General features: G+C 60.5%; 19 protein-coding genes and 1 pseudogene. 8 read left to right on the forward strand and 12 right to left on the reverse strand.

All coding sequences use genetic code 11. The features are described 5' to 3' along the window. Window positions 1–15 precede the first annotated feature (15 nt). The 3 genes from lysA to argH all read right to left on the reverse strand — a co-directional run bounded on the left by lysA (window position 16) and on the right by argH (window position 3,073). Entirely contained in the window at window positions 16–1,284 is a 1,269-nt protein-coding gene (gene lysA / locus IB248_RS14725; RefSeq protein WP_018857790.1) for a diaminopimelate decarboxylase, read from the reverse strand. 114 nt (window positions 1,285–1,398) lie between these two features. After that, entirely contained in the window at window positions 1,399–1,593 is a 195-nt protein-coding gene (locus IB248_RS14730; RefSeq protein ID WP_018857791.1) for a lipoprotein, read from the reverse strand. Window positions 1,594–1,672: 79 nt separating this feature from the next. Further along, a complete protein-coding gene (gene argH, locus IB248_RS14735) occupies window positions 1,673–3,073 on the reverse strand; it encodes an argininosuccinate lyase (protein ID WP_113470285.1) in 1,401 nt (466 codons plus the stop codon). A 41-nt stretch (window positions 3,074–3,114) separates the two neighbouring features. Between argH and IB248_RS14740 the strand changes: the two genes are divergently transcribed. Then, complete coding sequence (locus tag IB248_RS14740; RefSeq protein ID WP_113470286.1) at window positions 3,115–3,777, forward strand: TlpA disulfide reductase family protein; 663 nt, start codon at window positions 3,115–3,117, stop codon at window positions 3,775–3,777. On the opposite strand, the gene IB248_RS14745 is transcribed toward IB248_RS14740, so the two are convergent. Continuing rightward, a complete protein-coding gene (locus tag IB248_RS14745) occupies window positions 3,755–4,084 on the reverse strand; it encodes a hypothetical protein (RefSeq protein WP_192241130.1) in 330 nt (109 codons plus the stop codon). The two genes, IB248_RS14740 and IB248_RS14745, sit on opposite strands and share 23 nt — an antisense overlap. Window positions 4,085–4,224: 140 nt before the next feature. Continuing rightward, window positions 4,225–5,121, reverse strand: a complete 897-nt coding sequence (locus tag IB248_RS14750; protein WP_192241131.1) for a hypothetical protein — start codon at window positions 5,119–5,121, stop codon at window positions 4,225–4,227. 125 nt (window positions 5,122–5,246) lie between these two features. Between IB248_RS14750 and IB248_RS14755 the strand changes: the two are divergent. Then, window positions 5,247–5,391 (forward strand): annotated as a pseudogene (locus tag IB248_RS14755) (TlpA family protein disulfide reductase); the annotation flags it as partial. 82 nt (window positions 5,392–5,473) lie between these two features. On the opposite strand, the gene IB248_RS14760 reads toward IB248_RS14755, so the two are convergent. The 3 genes from IB248_RS14760 to IB248_RS14765 all read right to left on the reverse strand — a co-directional run bounded on the left by IB248_RS14760 (window position 5,474) and on the right by IB248_RS14765 (window position 6,941). Continuing rightward, entirely contained in the window at window positions 5,474–6,154 is a 681-nt protein-coding gene (locus IB248_RS14760) for a redoxin family protein (protein WP_112649036.1), read from the reverse strand. A gap of 309 nt (window positions 6,155–6,463) precedes the next feature. Continuing rightward, the gene (locus tag IB248_RS31760) at window positions 6,464–6,601 is read right to left on the reverse strand and encodes a hypothetical protein (protein WP_246733631.1); all 138 of its coding nucleotides are present in this window, start codon (window positions 6,599–6,601) and stop codon (window positions 6,464–6,466) included. Between the two features lie 10 nt (window positions 6,602–6,611). Beyond that, window positions 6,612–6,941, reverse strand: coding sequence for a cupin domain-containing protein (locus tag IB248_RS14765; protein ID WP_246733630.1), 330 nt, complete (start codon window positions 6,939–6,941; stop codon window positions 6,612–6,614). A gap of 209 nt (window positions 6,942–7,150) precedes the next feature. Here IB248_RS14765 and IB248_RS14770 point away from each other — a divergent pair, with 209 nt between their 5' ends. Then, a complete protein-coding gene (locus tag IB248_RS14770) occupies window positions 7,151–7,975 on the forward strand; it encodes a LysR substrate-binding domain-containing protein (protein ID WP_312867203.1) in 825 nt (274 codons plus the stop codon). A gap of 254 nt (window positions 7,976–8,229) precedes the next feature. On the opposite strand, the gene IB248_RS14775 is transcribed toward IB248_RS14770, so the two are convergent. Together IB248_RS14775 and IB248_RS14780 are read right to left on the reverse strand one after the other, a co-directional pair. Continuing rightward, window positions 8,230–8,478 (reverse strand): hypothetical protein, encoded by a 249-nt coding sequence (locus tag IB248_RS14775; protein WP_113470289.1) that lies wholly within the window; start codon window positions 8,476–8,478, stop codon window positions 8,230–8,232. 42 nt (window positions 8,479–8,520) lie between these two features. Next, complete coding sequence (locus tag IB248_RS14780; RefSeq protein WP_018857799.1) at window positions 8,521–9,036, reverse strand: DUF6428 family protein; 516 nt, start codon at window positions 9,034–9,036, stop codon at window positions 8,521–8,523. Between the two features lie 42 nt (window positions 9,037–9,078). On the opposite strand from IB248_RS14780, the gene IB248_RS14785 reads away from it, so the two are divergent. The 5 genes from IB248_RS14785 (at window position 9,079) to IB248_RS14805 (ending at window position 12,565) form a co-directional block, all read left to right on the forward strand. Continuing rightward, window positions 9,079–9,432: a metalloregulator ArsR/SmtB family transcription factor gene (locus IB248_RS14785; RefSeq protein WP_018857800.1), complete on the forward strand. Its 354-nt coding sequence runs from the start codon at window positions 9,079–9,081 to the stop codon at window positions 9,430–9,432. Between the two features lie 30 nt (window positions 9,433–9,462). Beyond that, a complete protein-coding gene (locus tag IB248_RS14790; protein WP_113470291.1) occupies window positions 9,463–10,164 on the forward strand; it encodes an MIP/aquaporin family protein in 702 nt (233 codons plus the stop codon). Beyond that, a complete protein-coding gene (arsC, locus tag IB248_RS14795) occupies window positions 10,161–10,589 on the forward strand; it encodes an arsenate reductase (glutaredoxin) (protein WP_192241132.1) in 429 nt (142 codons plus the stop codon). The genes IB248_RS14790 and arsC overlap by 4 nt, the downstream gene beginning before the upstream one ends. Then, window positions 10,564–11,760: an arsenite efflux MFS transporter ArsK gene (gene arsK, locus IB248_RS14800; RefSeq protein WP_192241133.1), complete on the forward strand. Its 1,197-nt coding sequence runs from the start codon at window positions 10,564–10,566 to the stop codon at window positions 11,758–11,760. The genes arsC and arsK overlap by 26 nt, the downstream gene beginning before the upstream one ends. 274 nt (window positions 11,761–12,034) lie before the next feature. Next, window positions 12,035–12,565: a hypothetical protein gene (locus tag IB248_RS14805; RefSeq protein WP_018857804.1), complete on the forward strand. Its 531-nt coding sequence runs from the start codon at window positions 12,035–12,037 to the stop codon at window positions 12,563–12,565. 92 nt (window positions 12,566–12,657) lie between these two features. On the opposite strand, the gene IB248_RS14810 is transcribed toward IB248_RS14805, so the two are convergent. Beyond that, window positions 12,658–13,539 (reverse strand): 3-hydroxybutyryl-CoA dehydrogenase, encoded by an 882-nt coding sequence (locus tag IB248_RS14810; protein WP_113470294.1) that lies wholly within the window; start codon window positions 13,537–13,539, stop codon window positions 12,658–12,660. 148 nt (window positions 13,540–13,687) lie between these two features. After that, complete coding sequence (locus tag IB248_RS14815; RefSeq protein WP_169681345.1) at window positions 13,688–14,617, reverse strand: electron transfer flavoprotein subunit alpha/FixB family protein; 930 nt, start codon at window positions 14,615–14,617, stop codon at window positions 13,688–13,690. Window positions 14,618–14,631 lie beyond the last annotated feature (14 nt).

A 14,631-nucleotide genomic window follows, 5' to 3' on the forward strand; every position in this document is an offset into this window, starting at 1 on the left:
CCCGCCAGGCGGTGATCAGTCCAGCCAGGCCGGGATGGAATCGAGGGCGATGAGCTCTTCGTAGGTGCCGCGCGGGCGAATCACGTGGAAATCGTTGCCCTTGACGATCACTTCAGGAACCAGAAGGCGGCTGTTATAGGTGCCGGCCTGAACCGCGCCATAGGCGCCGGCGGTGCTGATGGCGAAGAGATCGCCGGACTTCGGCATCGCCATTTCGCGGTCGAGCGCCAGATAGTCGCCGGTTTCGCATACGGGGCCGACGATATCCGCCTTGATGCGCGGCGCGTTCGCTGCCGAGATCACTACGGGGCGGATCTCGTGATGGGCCTCATAGAGAGTCGGACGGATGAGGTCGTTCATCGCGCCATCGACGATCACGAAGGTTTTCTCGCCGCCGTCCTTCACGTAGATCACTTCGGTGACCAGGATGCCGGCATTGCCGACGATCAGGCGGCCGGGCTCAGTGACGATCTTGCAGTTGAGGTCGCGCAGAGTGTTCGTGACGATCGCAGCATAGGCTTCCGGCGATGGGGGCGGGTTGTTGTCGTCCCGGTAGGGGATGCCAAGGCCGCCGCCCACATCGACGTGATGGATATCGTGGCCCTCTGCGCGTAGCGTGCCGACCAGTTCGCGCAGCAGCTTGAAGGCGTCTTCGAATGGCTGCAGGTCGGTGATCTGGCTGCCGATATGCATGTCGATGCCGGTCACTTCGATGCCGGGCAGGCTTGCTGCGCGGGCATAGACGGCGCGGGCGCGCTCCCAGGAAATGCCGAACTTGTTTTCCTTCTTGCCAGTCGAGATCTTCGCATGCGTCCTGGCGTCGACATCGGGATTGATGCGGAAGGAGACAGGGGCCTTCTTGCCTGCCCTGACGGCGCGCTGGTTGAGGATCTCGAGTTCCGGCTCGGACTCGACGTTGAAGCAATAGATGCCGGCCTCGAGGGCCAGGTCCATCTCCCGCGCTGTCTTGCCGACGCCGGAGAACATGATGCGCGATGCCGGGATGCCGGCGGCCAGTGCGCGACGCAGCTCTCCCTCGGATACGACGTCGATGCCGGCGCCGAGATTGCCCAGCGTCTTTAGCACTGCCTGATTGGAATTCGCCTTCATGGCGTAGCAGACCATCGCGTCGACATCGCTGAAGGCTTCCGAGAAGACGCGGTAGTGGCGCTCGAGAGTGGCCGTGGAATAGACATAAAAAGGCGTGCCGACGGCCTTGGCGATCTCGGGAACGGGAACGTTTTCGGCGTAGAGAACGCCGTCGCGGTAGTCGAAATGGTTCACGTCAGTGGCCTCTCAAAGCATGTCTCCCGACGTGGGAACCGGTTTCGGGATCAGGACATGCATAAATACAAAGGCTAAAGCGCTGCTGGCGAATCCGAAAGATCGCCGCGTGCCTTAGAGAAGCGGATCGAGGATGAAGGGCCTGTCGACCCTGCCCGGCTGCGGCGTCGGCTTGGACGAGTCACCGGTCTTCGTTGCGTTCGCGCTCGGCGGGTCGAGATCGCCCTTTCGCCCGCACCCGGCGACGGCAAGGCCGATCACGGCGAAAACAACCGTCAGGCGGACGATCTGCGGCAAGCTCTTCTGCATGGAATTCCTCTTGGGAAGCGGCACTGGTGGACACCTTCATAGCGAAGTTTATCCAGCTTGTGCACCCTGATTGTTGAGGTCAGTTGCGGGCTCGCCAATAGGCGATCTGCTTGCGCACTTCCGACGGCGCCGTGCCGCCGAAGCTCTTGCGGCTTGCAACCGATGCCTCGACCGTCAGCACGTCGTAAACCTTGTCGGTGATACCGGCATTGATCGCCTGCAGATCGGCAAGCGACAGCTCGGCCAAGTCGCAGCCCTTGCTCTCGGCCAGCGCCACCGCACGGCCGGTCACGTGATGCGCGTCACGGAACGGCAGGCCGGCTTCGCGCACCAGCCAGTCGGCAAGGTCGGTCGCGGTCGAATACCCGGAACCGGCAGCGGCCTTCATGCGCGCGCTGTTGACGGCCATGTCGCGAACCATGCCGGTCATGGCTGATACTGCCAGCTCCAGGCTTTCGGCAGCGTCGAAGACCTGTTCCTTGTCTTCCTGCATGTCCTTTGAATAGGCGAGGGGCAGGCCCTTCATGATTGTCAGAAGTGCGATCAGCGAACCGTTGATGCGGCCGGTCTTGGCGCGCACCAGCTCAGCGGCGTCAGGGTTCTTCTTCTGCGGCATGATCGACGAACCGGTGGAGAAGGCATCCGACAGGCGCACGAAGCCGAATTGCGGCGTCGACCAGATGACGATTTCTTCCGCCAGACGCGACAGGTGCATGCCTGCGATGGCGGCGATCGACAGGAACTCGATGGCGAAGTCGCGGTCCGAAACCGTGTCAATCGAGTTGCGTGTCGGCTCGCGGAAGCCCAGCGCCTTTGCCGTCATGTGGCGGTCGATCGGATAGCCGGTGCCGGCAAGCGCTGCCGCGCCGATCGGGCTCTCGTCCAGATGCTCAATTGCATGGCGCACGCGCGAGCGGTCGCGGCCGAACATTTCGACATAGGCCATGCAATGGTGGCCAAAGGTGACGGGTTGGGCGGTCTGCAGATGCGTGAAGCCCGGCATGACGGTCTCGGCGTGCTCTTCGGCGCGGTCGAGGAAGGCGGCGATCAGGTTGGTCAGTAGCTGCTCGGTCTTCTGCAGCTCTTCCTTGACCCAGAGGCGGAAATCGAGCGCGACCTGGTCGTTGCGGGAGCGGGCTGTGTGCAGGCGACCGGCGGCCGGGCCTATCAGCGTGGCGAGGCGTGCCTCGACGTTCATATGAATGTCTTCGAGCTTGCGGGAGAATTCGAAACTGCCGCTCTCGATCTCTGACAGGATCGTGTTTAGCCCTTCGACGATCTTGTCTTTATCGTCTGCCGAAATGATGCCCTGGTGGGCAAGCATGGTGGCATGGGCGATAGAACCGCGGATGTCCTGGGCAAACAGCTTCTTGTCGAAACCGATCGAGGCATTTATCTCCTCCATGATCGCATCGGGACCGGAGGCGAAACGGCCGCCCCACATCTGGTTGGAAGATTTGGTATCCGTGCTGTCGGCCATGACGATGCCTGCCTTGAAGAACGCGTGTCTCGGAGAATGAAATGACGACAAGAAAGTCCCTGCGCCTGCCATCCCTGAAGCTGATCGGGATCGCGGCCGTCGCAGGCATTATTGCCGGTGCGGCAGCGGTTTACATCAGGGAAGCCGGGTCTGGCAATGGCAGGACGCAAACGGCCTCGGGCGAATGCGCGGCGACAAAGGAGATCGCCGCGAGAATCGCGCCGCTGCTCAAGGGACAGGTGGCGGCGATGGTCGCTCCTGACGAGCACCGCAGGCTTACCACCGTTTCCTTCAAGGGCGCGGACGGCAAATCGATGACGCTCGACAATTTCGCCGGCAAGACCGTGCTCTTCAATCTCTGGGCGACGTGGTGCGTACCCTGCCGCGAGGAAATGCCGGCGCTGAACGCGCTCGAGAAGGAGCTGGGCAGCGACAGGTTCCAGGTCGTGCCCGTCAACATCGACACCGGCGACGACGAGAAGCCGAAGGCCTTTCTCAGCGAGATCGGCGTAAACGCGCTGCAGCTTTACCGCGACAACACGATCGAGGTCTTCAACAGCCTGAAGAAGGAAGGCCTCGCCTTCGGCCTGCCGGTCACGCTTTTGATCGACGGCAAAGGCTGCCTGATCTCTGCGATGAACGGCCCCGCCGCCTGGGACAGCGACGATGCCAAGGCGCTGATCAAGGGCGCGATAGGTTCGTAAGCTGTGTCTGAGCACTTTGACGCGTTTGAAGAAAATACCAGTCGACCTTGCCTGGCGTAAACGCGACAGCCGCCCGCTTTTCCCACAATGGTGTTGTATGGTCACCGACAACGAGGATATCCGTCGATGGTAGCTTTGGATCGGCTGCAATCTCGGAAATCTTGTCGAAAACCTCTGCCCAGATCTCGGTCAATTCGCAAACGCGCTGGTTCTTGATGATTGCTTCGTTGGTCCTGCAATGAAGCTGGCCGCCAGGTTTCGCGACGTAGGGTATGTGCGAGTTAAGCGTCAACCAGTAGACTATCATCGGCTGCGCGCTCTTGGCCAGAAGACGGAGATGAACTGCGTCACCAACTTCGCCATCACAAAGGCCGTTGAAGACGCTGCCGCATCGGGATGGGAAGAGCTGCCGATCGCGTGCAAGGTCGTCGAGGAAATGGGATTCTTTTATGCCAATCCGGGGGTACCAGACATCTCGATCGAACATTTCGCTGGAATAGCCGTGGTAGGAGATTGTAGCGAAACCCCTTTCGGCAAAGGAAGGCAGTCGTATTGTTCGGCGCGCAGATAGTCGGTGAAATTCCCCCATCGCCCGCATAGTTCGCGTGACTCGGCAGAGGTGGTTGAGCCCTCAAAGTTGCTTCTGCCGGAGAGTACGCTGTAGCCCGCTTTAACTGCTGCACTTTCAAATTTGCTGGCCAAGAGGGCTTTCATCCCGGGGTCGGAAAACGAGCCAAGCCCTTCCACTATGACGATCAGCAGGTTCCGTCCGCGCTTGGTTATGCTTTCGGCATCAAGGCCGTTCAGTGCCATCGCACTTTCAAAATGTGAGGCAGGCTGTTTTACGTATAAGCGATTGACGTAGCCATCTGCCACGGGCAGCGCAGCGGCCAGGATGGCCGCGGGCAATGGCGAGGCAGCGCAAAGCGCCTTTCTATGCCGGTTTACGAGCCAAGCTGTTCCAAGCGCGTTGAAAAGAAAAAGAGAAATTGCGCCGATGTAAAAAGCAGATGCGGCGACATCGATCGATGCAAGATAGCGAATCGTATGAAAGGCGGTTGCCAGGGGTAAGTAGAACATGACTGCGACCACCAAGCTTAAGTCGATAATCGCCACGAGCCCGAAAAGGACATAAACAAACGGTGGCCGCAGCCAAAGGGAAATCATCGCTGCCAGGAAATAAAGGGGAGGCGAAACCAGCCGGTAGACAAGAAAGTACGGAGTTGCGAGCAGGAAGATCAAATTCGGCACGACCACTGCCACCAGTGCAAGAAGCCATGTATTTGGCTGCGCCAGCCTTTTCAGCATGTCGTTCGAAGCGCTTTTCTTGCTCGTGCTGTTCATCGATGTCCCTCGGCTCGATCCAAGGCTAATCAATAAACCTTCAGCAATCGTATATGCTTTTGAGCGACTTTATTTAGCGGACACAACCAGAAGCTCGTCGCGGTGGCCGTCGAAGCCGCGGCGAGGTCTTCAACAGCCTGAAGAAGGAAGGCCTCCCCGTCACGCTTTTGATCGACGGCAAGGGCTGCTTGATCTCCGCCATGAACGGCCCCCGCCGCTTGGGACAGCGACGATGCCAAGGCGCTGATCAAGGGAGCGATAGGGTCGTAGGCAAGGCGGCTTATGGCCGCTTGCGTGCAGAACAGCGGATGGGCTAGGTGGCATCTGCTACACCACTCTGAATTCTTCGTTGTTAATCTGCGATTTGAGAAGCTGCCGACAGAAGCTCTTCGGGATTGAGCGCCTGGCACACATTTCGCCCCTCGTCTTCGACCTCCGTGAAGCTCCAACGCACCACACTTTCTCGATCGAGCAAGAAGTGACCGACAAGCTGCATATGTCCGGCGAGGCTCACCTGCCGATCGGCTTCCGTAAATTCGTACCGGTCCTTTTTGTTGAGAAGATCACCTGCTGTGGGCGGGGCCATTGGTTCCGGCAACTCTCCCGGTCGATCGACCCGCATTGCCATGACCACGTCCATTCCAACCTTGTATGGCCAGTCGGTCTCATTGTGGGTGAACTCGAGGACGGGCAAGCCGAAGGCGCGATGCAAATCCCGTTCCGGGTCGGATGCCGCAAAAAGATTGGGTATCGGCTGGTAACGGAAATAGAGTCGCGCGCGTTCTACCGGGGTGCTTACAACGACCAGGGATTCGATGCCTTTCTCGCGCAGCGCCGAGCTGAGCTGTGCCATAGCTGCGACATGGCGACGGCAGAACGGACAGTGCAGGCCCCGAAACAGACCGATCAATAGCGGGCTGCGGCCGCGAAAGTCATCAAGTGCGATCTTCCCTTCGCGTGAGATTGCATCCAGCACAAAGTTCGGAGCTTGGTCGCCCGGTTGCAACAGATGTTCGACATGGCACACAGACATAAACAACCTCCTCGCCGCGGGGATCAGAAAGGCACCACGACAAGTGCTTTGAAGTCGAGCCCGCGTTGGGCGCTGCCGAGGTCGAGATTCAGCGTTGCAGGCCTGACCTCTCGTCTTGGCGAACCGCCAGGATCGATCCTGAGAATGGCCCCACATTGGCCGACGAGCAAGCGCTAAACAGCAAAACTGGTCTAGCTCTGCGGGGCGCCTGTTGGACGGCGGCGAGGGCGGCCAGATCTCCACATGAACGGCCCGCCGCCTGGGATAGCGACGAGAAGGCGCTGATCAAAGGTAGGTGGGGACGTCGCCTTAGGAGAGCGGCGGCCCGACGATCGCGATATGGTTTTCGGCGCAGCAGCGCGTGAGCGCGTCGATCATCTCGGGAGACGGGGCGGTCGCGGCGGGAAGTTCGGCCTTGTCGGCGACCTGGCTTGCCTGCCGCAGCATTGTCTCGAAGTCATCGCCACGTGATCGTCAGGCAATGGGCGCCGGCGACACTTTCGACCCGAAAGCTGTGCGGGATACCCTTCGGAGCAACCAGTGTCTGCCTCGCGCTGGCGCGAACCTCTCGCTGCCCGATTTGGAAGCGCATCTCGCCTTCGAGCAAATGGAAAACTTCATCTTCGCGATGGTGAACGTGCAGAGGCGGCGTCTCTCCCCATGGCATCCAATGCTCGATGACGCTGATCTTGTCATCGCTTGCCAGGGATGAAAACCGGATGGCGACGAGCGTATTGCCAAAGCAGCGAAGCTCGCCATTTGATCGCGGATGGGTGTTCATGTTCATCTCTGATCCTTCCAGGATTTGAAGTGCTTACGAATGAGCGGTTTTTAGCGTCGGAGCCTGACTCCGATCCAATCCAATGATCGTATGGACTGAATCCACGCCATGAATTTCAATGGTCTCGACTTGACCTCGTGCGCGTCTTCGATGCCTTGATGCGGGAGTGAAGCGTCACGCGTGCCGGGGATCGTATCGGTCTCAGTCAGCCGGCCGTGAGTGCGGCGTTGAACAGGCTTCGCCACCTCTTCAACGACAATCTTTTCGTGCGGCAGGGAAACGAAATGCTGCCCACGCCCAGGGCAGTCGAACTTGGTGAAAGGGCCCGCCTGGCGCTCGCGGAAATCGAGGGAATGATCCGCTCGGTCCGCGGCCTGGAACTAGGCGAACTCGATCGGACCTACACGCTGTTGGGGGCCGACTTCTTTTCCATGCTGTTGATGCCCCAGCTGGCGCGAAAGGTGCACGAACAAGCGCCGAATGTGCGCCTGCGTTTGCTTGATAGCGCCAGGGGCGACGTCGCAAGGCTGCTTCAAGAGAATGCGGTCGATATGGCCCTCGAGCGTCCGCTCGAGTTACCGGATTGGGTATCAAGCGCGCTGCTTTTTCAATCGCCCTTCGTCATCATCGCATCACGAAACAACGAGGCCATTGCAGCGATTCCGGACGGCGGACAGATTCCGCTCGATCTCTTTTCCCGCTTGCCCCATGCTATACGTTCGATCGATGGGACGCTTTCCGGCATGGTGGACGAGGCTCTGAAGTCGCACGGGCTTCGTCGTAACGTGACGCTTGCGCTCCCGCATTTTCAGGGCGTGGCGCTCGCCGTTGCCGCCGGCTCGCATGTCGCGGCGGTGCCCGTGCAGTTTGCGAGAGCGGTCAAGGCGCAGCTCGACCTGATGGTCTTCGAACCGCCAATCGATGTTCCCGCGCCGCACGTGAACCTCTACTGGCACTCCCGCTACGACCAGGATCGAGCGCATCTGTGGATGCGATCGCTGATCGTGACGACGGTCTCGGAGTTGGGGTTCCCCATTTAAAGGCAAGCCGGCGCCAAGCGGGCCAAAGCAGGATCGCGCCAGCGAAGTCCATCACCGTCCTTTATGCGATGCTTACATCGGGTGCCCGTCCATCCAATCGAAAAGATATGCCCGCACCGATAATCTTAGCCGGTGCGGTCGATCATCTGGCCGCTTGAACAGTCATGCAGTTTTGCTGGAAGGATGAGGCGATGTACGGTCGCTGGTGGTTACTTTACGTCGCGGTGCAATCGCGTCAGGCGGCTCAAGCGCAATCATCTGGGCACACCGATAAGCACGAGGTTGCCTTCGATCGAGCAGACGATTGCTGGATCTTCGCCAGGCTTGCACTCGTTCTTGCGGTCTTCTTCGCCGGGCTGGCTTGCATTCTTTGGGTCGCAAGCTGATCGCTGGCTTTCCTCCAAGGGCGAAGACGGCAACCGCCGACGCTCGACGGTTTCGCCGGCAAAGGCCGCGATTTTCAGTCTTCGGGTGACGGGTGACGCCGTTGCCGCTCCGATCATCCGTCAGCGTCTCCTATCCGTCGCAAGCAGTCAGTGGTGGATTTAGCCACAGCACTTGGTAGCAGCATTCGCCGGCCCGCGGCAGGCCGTCTCTTGGGCTTGCTTCGCCAGCCACCGGTCACGCGGCTTGCAGCTTGCCGCGCGGGGAAGGAGTTCAACCTGCACCACACCGTTGCTGATGACCGGGATCGAGGCGCAATAGAGCTGCATCGGCTGCACACCATCGCTTACCTCAAAGGTCAGCTTCGCCGAGCCATCAAGCTGCACATGTTCGGAAACCTTGCGAATGATGGCGGCGAACTTGCCGGCCGGCATGTGGGTGCGGTCGCCCTCCTCGATATCCCAGAGCTGAACGAAAGTCTCCGCCCAAGCTTCCGGGTTGGCTCCGCAGTCGAGTGCCGAAAACTGTCCGGCCTTGACCTCGGTGACGTGATAGCCCGGCTTCGCCAACCGACCGTCGTAGCGGAACGCCAGAGGCAGATCTGGAGACGTTGCCAGGGCCTCAAGCAGAAGGCCGAGGCTGATATCTGAAGACAGGGCCTTGTCGATCGCATTCATCTGAGGTACTCCTTGTTTCAACATTTCAAGGATTATTGAATTATGGATGAACGTCAAGCCCTCGCTTCGTTCGGCGCGCTGTCTCAGGAGACCCGCCTCCAGATCGTCCGCATGCTCGTCGTTGCCGGCCCCGAGGGCATGGCCGCCGGGACGATTGCGGAGAAGCTCGAACTATCGCCCTCGAACATTTCCTTCCATCTGAAGGAGTTGGACCGGGCAGGCCTTGTCAGCCAGCAGCGCGAAGCCCGCTCGATCATCTACACCGCCAATTACGATGCGCTCGGCGGCCTCGTGCGCTTCCTGATGGAAGACTGCTGCGCCGGCCATCTGGAAATCTGTGCGCCGGCTGCGGAAATCGCTGCCTGCTGCCCGCCCGGCAAGGGAAAAATTCAATGAACGTCCTGATCTAGTCCGGGACCTGAGGCCATGACATCTTTTCCGCTCTCCAGTCGCCTTGCCTCGGAGGCGTTGGGCACAGCTCTTCTGGTCGCAACCGTGGTCGGCTCGGGCACCATGGCGGACAGACTGACGACGGACACGGCGCTTGCGCTGCTCGCCAACACGCTGGCAACGGGGGCGATCCTCGTTGTGCTGATCACCATCCTCGGGCCGATTTCCGGCGCTCACTTCAATCCGGTCGTGTCGCTGGTTTTCGCGCTGCGCCGTGAGCTGACTGCCATGTCTACTCTGGCCTATATCGGTGCACAAATCCTTGGCGGCGTTGCCGGAACGCTGCTCGCGCATGCCATGTTCGGACTGCCTCTGCTGCAGGTCTCGACCACCATCCGCACCGGCAGCGCGCAGTGGCTGGCCGAAGTGACTGCCACGTTCGGCCTCGTCTTCGTCATCCTCGCCGGTCTGCGCTTTCGTGCCGATGCGGTGGCATGGCTGGTCGGCCTCTACATCACGGCGGCCTACTGGTTCACCGCTTCGACTTCATTCGCCAATCCTGCGGTCGCTATCGCCCGCTCGCTGACGAACACCTTTTCCGGCATCCGCCCGGTCGATCTGCCGGGTTTTATTGTCGCGGAAATCCTCGGCGCATTGCTGGCGCTGTTGCTGGCGAGTTGGCTGCTGATGGAAGCTCGCAATCCTCAATCACTGACTGAAACGGAACCTGCGCCATGACAATCGACGTCACGATCTATCACAATCCGAAATGCGGCACCTCGCGTAATACGCTGGCAATGATCCGCAATGCGGGCATCGAACCTGTGGTCGTCGAATACTTGAAAGATCCGCCGGGCCGTGAACAACTCATCAAGATGATCGCGGATGCAGGCCTGACCGTCCGTGCCGCGATCCGCGAGAAAGATACGCCCTACGCCGAACTCGGACTCGACAACCCTGACCTGGCCGATGACGAGTTGCTCGATGCCATGTTGAAGGACCCGATCCTGATAAACCGTCCCTTCGTCATCAGCCCGCTGGGCACGCGCCTCGCCCGGCCTTCGGAGGTCGTCCTGGTTATCCTGCCCGGCACCCACAAAGGTCCGTTCGCCAAGGAAGACGGGCAGCAGGTTCTCGATGTCCAAGGTAAACGCCTTGTCTGAACGCGTGCCGCTTCTGGCCGTGCTGGCGCTCGGTGTGACACAGATCATCGGCTACGGCACCCTCTATTACAGTTTCAGCATTCTTGCTCCCGATATGGCCGCGCAGTTTGCCTGGTCGAAGGAATGGGTCTTCGGCGCTCTCTCTGCGGCGCTTCTGGTCGGCGGCCTGACGGCTCCGTGGTTGGGAGCGCTGTTTGACCGGATCGGCGCCGGCCGGGTGATGGCTACGGGCTCTTTTATTGCTGCTGTCTCTCTGGCCGCCTGCGCTCTCGCGCCCGACAAGGCCGTGTTTGTTGCCGCGCTCATCGCCGTCGAAGTTGCCGCAAACCTTGTTCAGTACGGCGCAGCCTTCGCGCTGCTTGTGCAGATCCGGCCACAGGTTGCATCCCGCAGCATCACCTATCTGACGCTGATTGCCGGTTTTGCCTCGACGATTTTCTGGCCAATCACCGCGGCGCTGAATGCGCATCTTACGTGGCAGAACGTTTATCTGATCTTCGCCGTTCTCAACCTGGCCATCTGCCTGCCGATCCATGCATGGCTGTCGCGCAGCAGGAGCACGCAACGGACGACGGCGGCATTGGTCGCCGCCCAGCGAGTGGAGGGGATCTTGCCACCTGCTCGCCGCCGGCTCGGCTTTGCCATCATGGTCAGCGGCTTATCACTGATGTCGCTCGTCAGTTCGGCCACGCTGGTGCATCTGGTGCCACTACTGTCCGGCCTTGGACTCGGCGGAGCCGCTGCCCTCGTGGGGACACTCTTCGGCCCATCGCAGGTCAGTAGCCGGCTGATCAACATCGTCTTCGGTAAGAACCTGCCGGCAATCCATCTGGCGGTGATCGCGGCCATGCTGATTCCGGGCGGCGTGTTGGTGCTGCTGTTCACGGCTCCGTCCGTGCCGGGTGCGATGGCTTTCGCCGTGATCTTCGGCATGGGCAATGGCCTGCTGAGCATCGTCAGCGGTACGCTGCCTCTGCATCTCTTCGGCAGCGACGGTTACGGCAAGCTGCAAGGGAGAATGATGGCAGCGCGGCTGATCCTGTCGGCGCTTGCGCCGTTCGTCCTGGCTTTTGCGATGGAGAACTTCGGCATCACACAGTCACTCGGCACGGCCGCTGCTTTAGGCGTGCTTTCCATCATCGCGCTACTTTCCATCCCGGCGTTGCGATAATTGCGGTTGGCGCACCGCCGACCGGAAGCCGTGGCCGGGTCGCGAACGCCGGCAACCTGGAGTACTTCTATCGCAGTGACCGTGCGACTAGCGACACTGAAAGTCTATTGCCGACCTTGCCGTCAGCGCTAGGTTTGTGAATCGGACACAGTCGCGCGGATAAGTTGGACCCGCGACCGAACCAAGCTTTCGAAGCTCTAGCTCGCTTTGCTGGTGCGCAGCGAGCCCTCTCGAACCAAGTCGGTGTACTGATGCGATAGCGTAGGAGGCGTAGATGGCAATTTCGCGCAAGCAGGCAGAGCGTTTGCTAACGGCGGACGAATGGCAGCTCGTTCAAAAGACTCACCATCCGGCAATGCAGGATTTGTCGGATACAGATCTCTCTGATCTCGCCAAGCGAATCCGTGAAAGGCGCGATCGTGCGCAAAGCGAGGCGAACAGACAGCGCAGGGAAATGAGAGGCAAGGCGCAACCCAAAGGGGCGACACCGGCACGCAAGGATACAGGCACGAGAGGCAAACTCGAAGTTCTGGCCATGGGCGTGCGCAGCGTGAACGCGGAACAGGCCCGCCGGCGTCGAATGCTTGCTAAAATTCAGATGGTCGAGAACATGCGCGCCGCGTTGGCACGAAGGAAAGAAGCGAAAAGCGAGAAGGACGAGTCATTTAACACGCGGCAGGCCCACGCAGGCATGCACTCGATCGAAAGCACAAAGCGCAAAGATCTCATCCGCCCCATGGAGCGCGGTAGACTGCGGAAGGCGAGCGCCGTTTCGCAGGCGAAGCGCGATGCTCGCGGCGCATAGGTTCTGGTTTCGCCAGCTCATCAGTTTCGGCGGACAACCTTCGAACGGCAAGAATGAAACGAGACCGTGCGGATCGTCGAGATCGGTTGGCGTCAGCGGGTCGGGATCGGCGTATCGCCGCGATAATCGTAGAAGCCGCGCCCGGACTTGCGGCCGAGCCAGCCGGCTTCGACATATTTCACCAGCAGCGGGCAGGGGCGATACTTCGAGTCAGCCAGGCCGTCGTGCAGCACCTGCATGATCGACAGGCAGGTGTCGAGGCCAATGAAATCGGCAAGCTGCAGCGGCCCCATCGGATGATTGGCGCCTAGTTTCATGGCGGTGTCGATGGCGTCGACGTTGCCGACGCCTTCGTAGAGCGTGTAGATGGCTTCGTTGATCATCGGCAACAGGATGCGGTTGACGATGAAGGCCGGGAAATCCTCGGCGACCGTCACCGTTTTCTCCAGCGAGGCGACGAAGTCCTTGGCGGTTGCGAAGGTCACTTCGTCCGTCGCGATGCCGCGAACCAGTTCCACGAGTTTCATGACCGGCACCGGATTCATGAAATGGATGCCCATGAAGTGCTCGGGGCGGTCGGTGGCGGAAGCGAGCCGGGTGATCGAGAGCGAGGACGTGTTGGTGGCAAGGATTGCTTCCGGCTTCAGGACCGGACACACTTGGGCGTAGATCTTGCGCTTGACGTTTTCGTCTTCGGTCGCGGCTTCGATCACGAGATCGGACGCGGCAAGATCGTTAATGTCGGAGGAGCCGGAAATCAGGGCGAGGGTGGCGGAACGCTCTTCGTCCGTCATCTTGCCGCTCGTCACATGGCGGGCGAGGTTGCCGTTGATGGTGGCCAGGCCGTGCTGGACGCGTTCCTCGGAGAGATCGTAGAGCTGGACCTTATAGCCTGCATCTGCCGAAACCTGCGCGATGCCGCAACCCATCTGGCCTGCGCCGATAATGCCAATCGTCTTCAACACCGCGTTCATCTCCAAACCCCCGCTCGGCATGCGCCGCCGCGCTGCCGCATTTTTCTAACAAAACTGCCGGGCAAATGATCGCCCGGCAGAAGTAGTAGCCCTTAAAAAGATAATTTTCCAGTCATTCGCAAGTGCGAAATAAGGGCATCTGCACGCATCAGAGCGCCTTCTGCAGTTCCGGCAGTGCTTCGAAGAGATCGGCGACGAGACCGTAGTCGGCAACCTGGAAGATCGGCGCCTCCTCGTCCTTGTTGATGGCAACGATGACCTTCGAATCCTTCATGCCTGCGAGGTGCTGGATGGCGCCTGAGATGCCGCAGGCGATGTAGAGATCAGGAGCGACGACCTTGCCGGTCTGGCCGACCTGCCAGTCGTTCGGGGCGTATCCGGCATCGACGGCAGCGCGCGAGGCGCCGACGGCAGCACCGAGCTTGTCGGCGACCGGCAGGATGACTTCCTTGAACTTCTCGGCAGAGCCGAGGGCACGGCCACCGGAGATGATGATCTTCGCAGACGTCAGTTCCGGACGGTCGGAGGCCGACAGCGCGTCCTTGACGAAGCTCGACAGGCCAGGGTTGGCCGCGGCCGCAATAGCTTCGACCGGGGCAGAACCGCCTTCGGCAGCGGCGGCGAACGACGCGGTACGCACGGTGATGACTCGTCTGGCGTCGGTCGCCTGCACCGTCTGGATGGCGTTGCCGGCATAGATCGGCCGCTTGAAGGTGTCAGCCGAAACCACCTCGATGATCTCGGAGACCTGCGCGACATCGAGCAGGGCGGCGACGCGCGGCATGACGTTCTTGCCGGTCGAGGTGGCGGCGGCGATGATCGTATCATAGCTTGCGGCCAGCGAAACGATCAGGGCGGCCAGCGGCTCGGCCAGATTGTTGGCAAGGCTTGCGTCCTCGGCAACCAGCACCTTGGACACGCCCGAGAGCTTGGCAGCCTGTTCGGCCGCGGCCTTGGCGCCGGCGCCGGCGACAAGCACGGTCACTTCGCCGCCGATCTTGGCGGCAGCCGTCAGCGTCTTGGCGGTCTGGTCTGAAAGGTGGCTGCCGTCGTGATCAGCCAGAAGAAGAATGGCCATGGATATATCTCCCT

Origin of the sequence: Rhizobium sp. RHZ01 (assembly GCF_014851595.1) — a bacterium.
GTDB classification, from domain to species: Bacteria; Pseudomonadota; Alphaproteobacteria; order Rhizobiales; family Rhizobiaceae; genus Rhizobium; species Rhizobium altiplani.

What these genes read in the sequence shown, in the direction of transcription:
- IB248_RS31760 (WP_246733631.1), bottom strand. Translation starts at nt 6,601, where the DNA reads ATGCTGCGGCAGGCAAGCCAGGTCGCCGACAAGGCCGAACTTCCCGCC.
- IB248_RS14785 (WP_018857800.1), top strand. Translation starts at nt 9,079, where the DNA reads ATGGATGAACGTCAAGCCCTCGCTTCGTTCGGCGCGCTGTCTCAGGAG.
- IB248_RS14775 (WP_113470289.1), bottom strand. Translation starts at nt 8,478, where the DNA reads ATGATCGGAGCGGCAACGGCGTCACCCGTCACCCGAAGACTGAAAATC.
- arsK (WP_192241133.1), top strand. Translation starts at nt 10,564, where the DNA reads ATGTCCAAGGTAAACGCCTTGTCTGAACGCGTGCCGCTTCTGGCCGTG.
- IB248_RS14740 (WP_113470286.1), top strand. Translation starts at nt 3,115, where the DNA reads ATGACGACAAGAAAGTCCCTGCGCCTGCCATCCCTGAAGCTGATCGGG.
- IB248_RS14745 (WP_192241130.1), bottom strand. Translation starts at nt 4,084, where the DNA reads ATGATAGTCTACTGGTTGACGCTTAACTCGCACATACCCTACGTCGCG.
- IB248_RS14810 (WP_113470294.1), bottom strand. Translation starts at nt 13,539, where the DNA reads ATGAACGCGGTGTTGAAGACGATTGGCATTATCGGCGCAGGCCAGATG.
- arsC (WP_192241132.1), top strand. Translation starts at nt 10,161, where the DNA reads ATGACAATCGACGTCACGATCTATCACAATCCGAAATGCGGCACCTCG.
- IB248_RS14780 (WP_018857799.1), bottom strand. Translation starts at nt 9,036, where the DNA reads ATGAATGCGATCGACAAGGCCCTGTCTTCAGATATCAGCCTCGGCCTT.
- IB248_RS14790 (WP_113470291.1), top strand. Translation starts at nt 9,463, where the DNA reads ATGACATCTTTTCCGCTCTCCAGTCGCCTTGCCTCGGAGGCGTTGGGC.
- argH (WP_113470285.1), bottom strand. Translation starts at nt 3,073, where the DNA reads ATGGCCGACAGCACGGATACCAAATCTTCCAACCAGATGTGGGGCGGC.
- IB248_RS14730 (WP_018857791.1), bottom strand. Translation starts at nt 1,593, where the DNA reads ATGCAGAAGAGCTTGCCGCAGATCGTCCGCCTGACGGTTGTTTTCGCC.
- IB248_RS14815 (WP_169681345.1), bottom strand. Translation starts at nt 14,617, where the DNA reads ATGGCCATTCTTCTTCTGGCTGATCACGACGGCAGCCACCTTTCAGAC.
- IB248_RS14805 (WP_018857804.1), top strand. Translation starts at nt 12,035, where the DNA reads ATGGCAATTTCGCGCAAGCAGGCAGAGCGTTTGCTAACGGCGGACGAA.
- IB248_RS14765 (WP_246733630.1), bottom strand. Translation starts at nt 6,941, where the DNA reads ATGAACATGAACACCCATCCGCGATCAAATGGCGAGCTTCGCTGCTTT.
- IB248_RS14750 (WP_192241131.1), bottom strand. Translation starts at nt 5,121, where the DNA reads ATGAACAGCACGAGCAAGAAAAGCGCTTCGAACGACATGCTGAAAAGG.
- IB248_RS14760 (WP_112649036.1), bottom strand. Translation starts at nt 6,154, where the DNA reads ATGTCTGTGTGCCATGTCGAACATCTGTTGCAACCGGGCGACCAAGCT.